Annotated in this window: 3 protein-coding genes and 1 pseudogene; all 4 read left to right on the plus strand. The window is 67.5% G+C overall.

The features are described 5' to 3' along the window. Positions 1-117: 117 nt before the first annotated feature. Positions 118-243 (plus strand): annotated as a pseudogene (locus tag ABZU69_RS36875) (integrase core domain-containing protein); the annotation flags it as partial. A gap of 48 nt (positions 244-291) precedes the next feature. Then, positions 292-1,242, plus strand: coding sequence for a hypothetical protein (locus ABZU69_RS36880; RefSeq protein WP_354968837.1), 951 nt, complete (start codon positions 292-294; stop codon positions 1,240-1,242). 77 nt (positions 1,243-1,319) lie between these two features. After that, a complete protein-coding gene (locus tag ABZU69_RS36885; protein ID WP_354968838.1) occupies positions 1,320-2,003 on the plus strand; it encodes a hypothetical protein in 684 nt (227 codons plus the stop codon). Between the two features lie 406 nt (positions 2,004-2,409). Next, positions 2,410-3,585, plus strand: coding sequence for a low temperature requirement protein A (locus ABZU69_RS36890; protein ID WP_354968839.1), 1,176 nt, complete (start codon positions 2,410-2,412; stop codon positions 3,583-3,585). Positions 3,586-4,229 lie beyond the last annotated feature (644 nt).

Raw genomic sequence — 4,229 nt, forward strand, 5'->3', positions numbered from 1 at the left:
TGCCTCAAGACCCGCTCAATCTACGACGAACACAAGGCCTGGGCTCACCACAGCACAGCAGCCGCTTGACATTTTGAATCCTGGGATGTCTGCCGAGAGAATGGCATCACCCACCGGCTGACCAAGCCCCGCTCACCCACCACCACTGGCAAGGTCGAGCGATTCCACCAGACCCTGCAACGGGAACTCCTCGACGATGTCGAGGTCTGGGCCAACCCGCAAGCAGCCCAGGCCGCCATCGACGCCTTCCGGCACGAATACAACACCGAACGGCCCCACCAGTCCCTCGCGATGGCGTTCCCGGCGGACCGGTTCGCCGCCCAGCCGACCGAGGAGCAGCTGCCGCTGCGACTACCTCCGTTGCTGTCCAGCACCATTCCCGCACCCCGCCGACCGCTGCCGACCCCAGCACCGACGCCTCCGCCATCCGTGGGGCACACCGTCGCTCCAGCAGTGCCAGTGGCTGTCGGCGACAGCGTCCGCCTAGCCGTGGAGGTCGCCCGCGTGATTCCCGCCTCGGGCAACCTCGCCGTCTGCGGGCAGCAGTTCTGGCTCGGCCCCGCCCATGCCGGGCGCACCATCACGCTCTGGGCCGACACCACCGTCATCCACCTGCTGCTGAACGGCGCCCGCCTCAAGTCCGTCCCGTCCCGGCTCACCCTCGACCACCTGCGGCAGCTACTCGCCGAGGACGGCCAGCCTGCCGGGCCCTCACCCATCGCCGCCGGCCCGGCCGAGTCTGGCGGCCCGATCGAGGTTGACCGGATCGTTACCGCCAACGGGCTCATCGCCCTTGCCGGCAGGCAACACCCGATCGGCTACCACCTCGCCGGGCGGCGGATCACCGCCCGCCTCGATTACGGCGTCCTGCAGATTCTCGACACCGGCCGGACCCTGCTGCGCAGCCTGCCCAACCCACTCACCAAGGCCGACCTGGCCCGCCTCCGCGATGCCCGTCCCGCCGGACCACCACCAGCCCCGGCCCGCGACGCTCAACGCGTCGAGCGGCGGGTCAGCAGCCGCGGCAGCCTCGTCATCGCCGGTCAACGCATTCACCCCGGCATCGCCCACGCCGGTCGCATCGTCACTGTCGAAGCCACCGACGCCACCTTCCGCGTCTACGACGGCGACCAGCTCCTCATCGAGGTCGCCTGCACCACCACCAAGCCCATCGCCCGGTTCAAAGCCCGTAAGCCGGAACCACCACGGCAGACGACGATCGGCAAGCGAGGCGGACAATGACCCTCTACCGTCTCGGCGACCGATGCCATACTCCTCGAATGCCAGACGGAGCCACAGCGACTCGACTGGTCACAGCGGTGGCACGCCAGCATCTGCAGCCGCTTGGACTGCATCGGCGAGGCGCATCACGCGTCTGGATCGATGACCGAGGCTGGTGGCTGATCGTCGTTGAGTTCCAGCCTTCCCGCTCGGAAGGCACCTATCTCAACGTTGGCGCGATGTGGCTGTGGCACGAGCGCGACCACTGGTCATTCGACGACGGCAGCCGCATCTACTGGCGCAACGACGCCGCCTTCGTCACACAGCCGCCGGTCGGCGAGGTCGGCTGGACGAGCTTTCTGAACTTCGTCAACGCCGAACAGTTCACCCGCGACATCACCACGGTCGCCGGTGTCGCCGCACAACGGGTCGACCAGCTGCGCAGCCAGTTCCCCGACCCCGCAGCCGCCGCTCGCCAGCTGGCCTCCCGCACGACCAGGCACGGCGAGTCGCCCTGGTGGCACGCCTACCACACCGGGGGCGCAGCAGCGCTAGCTGGCGACCCCGACACCGCACGACAAGCGTTCCACCGCATCACCGTCGGCAACCTAGACCCGGACTGGGCCCACGACCTCGCCCAGCGCGCAAAACAGCTAGCCGACCTCGCCGACGACCCACCTGCTTTGCAGCAGCGCGTCATCGAAGTCATCCACGCAACCCGCCAGCGACTCAAACTACCGCCGGCCACGCCCCATCCCATGCCCACACCGCCGGCGGCCTAGCCATCGAAGCGAGAACATCAGCGGTGGAGCAAGCTCGCGGACTACCCTGACCACGAAGATCGTCTAGCCGGACGTGTCACCCGTCATTCGACACCGATCCGTAACGCATCAAGTGGAGCCCGACATCGCCGACAGCCGGTTGTCGTGTCTCAGGACCTGGGTGACAGATCGGTATCAGGACCTGGGTAACACTCCGCCACTTGTGGCATTGGCCCGACGCCTGGCCAAGGTCGACGAGCTGATCAGAACTGGCGGCGACGGCTTGTAGGAACTGACGGCCTCTACCGTCGCCCCCACGGGCGAGGCCGTTCGACCCCTGGCCGCAGCAGCACATCCACATCCCCCAGCGCTGTCGGGTGGTACGACTGGTCAGAGCTGACAGAAGCGGCAGAAACGGGGCGAACCGATGACGAGTGGCGCAGCCCGGCTGATGCGGAGACCGGAGGAGCAGCGGACGACGTTCCTGGACCTGTTCCTCGACCTGGTGTTTGTCTTCGCGCTCTTCCGACTCTCGCTAGGGCTGCGACTGCATCTGGACTGGATCGACGCCTTCCAGACGCTGCTGCTGCTGCTCGCCATGTGGTGGGTGTGGGCCGCGACGGCGGGGGTGGTCTACAGGTTCGAGCCGCGACGGCCGGCGATACAGGTGCTGGTCATCGGGTGCATGTTCGGCAGCTTGGTGCTGTCGGCCGCAGTGCCTGAGGCGTTCGGCGGGCATGGCTTGGTCTTCGCCGGCGCGTACGTCGCCGTCCAGGTCGGTCGCAGCCTGTTTCTCGTGATCGTTACCCGTGGCGACAAGCGGCAGCGTCCCGAGATGCGGGTGCTGCTCTGGTTCGGCGTGTCGGCGGTGCCGTGGATCGCGGGCGCAATTGTGCAGGGTTGGCCGCGTGGGGTGCTGTGGGCGCTAGCGGTGGCCGTGGACTACACGGCGGCCAGTCTCGGCTGGCCCGCGCCGAGGCTGGGCCGCGGCAATGCGGCGGAGTTTGGGATCACGGGCGAGTTCCTGGCCGAGCGCTATCGGCAGTTCTTCATCATCGCGCTCGGCGAGTTGATTCTGGTGACGGGGCTGGGGCTCAGCGAGCACACCTTCGAGGCTGACCGCAGCGCGGCGGTCGTGGTGGCGTTCACGACCACGGTGCTGCTGTGGCGGATCTACATCCACCTCGCTGGGGAGGTGTTGGGCGGGGCCGTCGCCGCGGCCAATGATCCGCTCCGCGTTACCGTGTTGGCGACAAACGCTCACCTGGTCATGGTCGCCGGCATCGTCCCGATCTCTGTCGGCGTCGAGCTCATCATCGAGCACCCATCCGGGCACACACAGCCGGCGTGGATCGCCGTGATCCTCGGCGGACCCGCACTGTTCCTCGCCGGACGGGCCATCTTCGAGTACGCGGTGTTCGGCCGGGTGTCCCGAAACCGCGTGGCCGGGGTCCTCATGCTCGCCGCCATCTCGCCGGCAACGATCTTCCTGCCGCCGGTGCTCGTCGCCGGCGCCGCTGCTCTCGTCCTGGCCGGCATCGCCGTATCCGACACAGCCCGTGCCCGAGGACGTCCACCCGAGCCGCCCTCACCACCCGGCTAGCCAGAAGTGTCACCCACGTCCCGAGACTGTTCTGTCACGGACGTCCTGAGACTCGACATCGCCGGCAGCCGGTCCGGCGGGCTCCCCCTCACCTGCGGTGCGTTGAACGTCTCACGCACGGTGGAGAATGGTGGTGTGACGACGGATGCGGGAAGGGACGCCGAGTGGTGGACGACCTCGGATGTCGCCGCCTACCTCGGAGTCCAGGTCTCGACGGTCACGAACTACCGAAAGCGTGGGCACGTGCCCGAACCTGACATGACTGTTGGCCGTACACACATGTGGCGGCCGGCCCGGATCAGATCATGGCAGCAGGGTCGTCCTCGGCCTGGCGTCGGTGGTCGACGGGCAGACCAGTCCGAGTCCAAGTCCGACTAGCTGCAAGTCCCTACGCCGCGAGGGTTCGAACTCCTTCCAGGTACGACGAGACTTCCGGCTGATCCGGATAGCGCTGGGCCAGGAGGCTAGTCAGCTCACGAGAGCACATCAGCAGGGACGGCAGCGACTTCCGGTCACCTTGCAGGGCTTGGCGGCCGTGCGCGATCGCTGACTGAAGTGATCTCAACAAGATTCGGGTAGGTAGCGGTACTCGAAGTGCGTGAGATGAAGTGCGGCGCGGACGGTCGCGCCCATTCTGCCGGGGC

It is taken from the genome of Micromonospora sp. NPDC005206 (assembly GCF_040608175.1).
Taxonomy (GTDB): domain Bacteria; phylum Actinomycetota; class Actinomycetes; order Mycobacteriales; family Micromonosporaceae; genus Micromonospora.

What these genes read in the sequence shown, in the direction of transcription:
- ABZU69_RS36880 (WP_354968837.1), top strand. Translation starts at nt 292, where the DNA reads ATGGCGTTCCCGGCGGACCGGTTCGCCGCCCAGCCGACCGAGGAGCAG.
- ABZU69_RS36890 (WP_354968839.1), top strand. Translation starts at nt 2,410, where the DNA reads ATGACGAGTGGCGCAGCCCGGCTGATGCGGAGACCGGAGGAGCAGCGG.